Origin of the sequence: Microcystis sp. M53598_WE2 (assembly GCF_030067735.1) — a bacterium.
Taxonomy (GTDB): domain Bacteria; phylum Cyanobacteriota; class Cyanobacteriia; order Cyanobacteriales; family Microcystaceae; genus Microcystis; species Microcystis aeruginosa.
In genome coordinates this window covers 1-1,031 of record NZ_JASJFE010000606.1, presented here as the reverse complement: position 1 = coordinate 1,031, position 1,031 = coordinate 1, and the positions used below count along the sequence as shown (strand labels likewise).

General features: G+C 46.9%; 1 protein-coding gene. It reads right to left on the bottom strand.

Translation table 11 applies throughout. The features are described from left to right. Positions 1-145: 145 nt before the first annotated feature. Positions 146-817 carry an MBL fold metallo-hydrolase gene (locus PX636_RS12245; protein WP_288117379.1) on the bottom strand — a complete coding sequence of 224 codons (672 nt, stop codon included), beginning with the start codon at positions 815-817 and terminating at the stop codon, positions 146-148. Positions 818-1,031 lie beyond the last annotated feature (214 nt).

Here is a 1,031-nt window from a genome sequence, read left to right as displayed (position 1 = left end):
GAGAGGCACTCATGCCAAACGGAGAATAAATAATCAGTTTTTAATAACCAGATCTGGTATGACCAGATGAAAATCGGTAAAACCCTAAACCCTAAACCCTACACCCTACACCCTACACCCCACGAGAAACTTTTTGCCGCAAACCCTACTTAAGAGGATTGGCGCTGATTTTTTCGTAGGCGCGATCGATAATTCCCCGACCTCGCAAAAAGCCGGTATTAGCCCCCGGACAAAGATAGGAGAGGGTTTCCGGGCTAAAACGGTCTAAAATGATCTTTTGCGATCGCAATTGCCGCGGCCAGTGGAAAGTTTTCGCAGTCTGTAGGGGTCGCGGTTGACCCTTAGTGTCGGGTAGAAGATGACGACCGGTAAATAAAACCCCCCCGTGACGCTGCCAGTAAAGACAGGAGGAACCGGGAGAATGGCCTGGAGTCCAAAAACCGCTACAAGTGGGAGATAACTGGATTTGCTGCTGAAAAACGGTAATTTGACGGTGAGGAAGCAGATAGGCTTCCTGTTCCTGTAGAATAATCTCACAATCAAGTAAACTTTGCAGAGAATCGCTCTGTTTACCCTGACCCCCGCGATGGGTAAAAAATAGGTAACGGACTCCTTTTTCTCGCAGAAAATCCCGCTCGCTCTCGTCACAACTAGGACAATCCACCAGAATATTACCAGTATTTTCTACAATAAGATAAGAGGTTCCCCCTAGGGTTTCCCGATTAGGCGAGAAAGCGTATAAACCTTCTAGAATTAATCGAGGGGGTTTTGTGGTTTTGCTAACCTCTAAAGGAGACGATTCGGTTTCCGATCGCATGGTTTGCCTATCCAAATCACAATCAATGCGGTTTACAATTTAGCACGATCGGTCACTAACCCAGCCATAAAAGCGACGGGGCTTGTCTAAACCAATTTAGGCGACGCAAGTAGAGACTACCGCATCGAGACACAATCTGGCACAGACCTCCGAATACTTCCCTAGTTCGGATTCCCTCTCAGCTTTATTGGTAAAGCGTTGTTAGACAAGACAT

Bases quoted from the DNA above. Each gene is read 5' to 3' on its own strand.
- PX636_RS12245 (WP_288117379.1), bottom strand. From the start codon at position 817: ATGCGATCGGAAACCGAATCGTCTCCTTTAGAGGTTAGCAAAACCACA.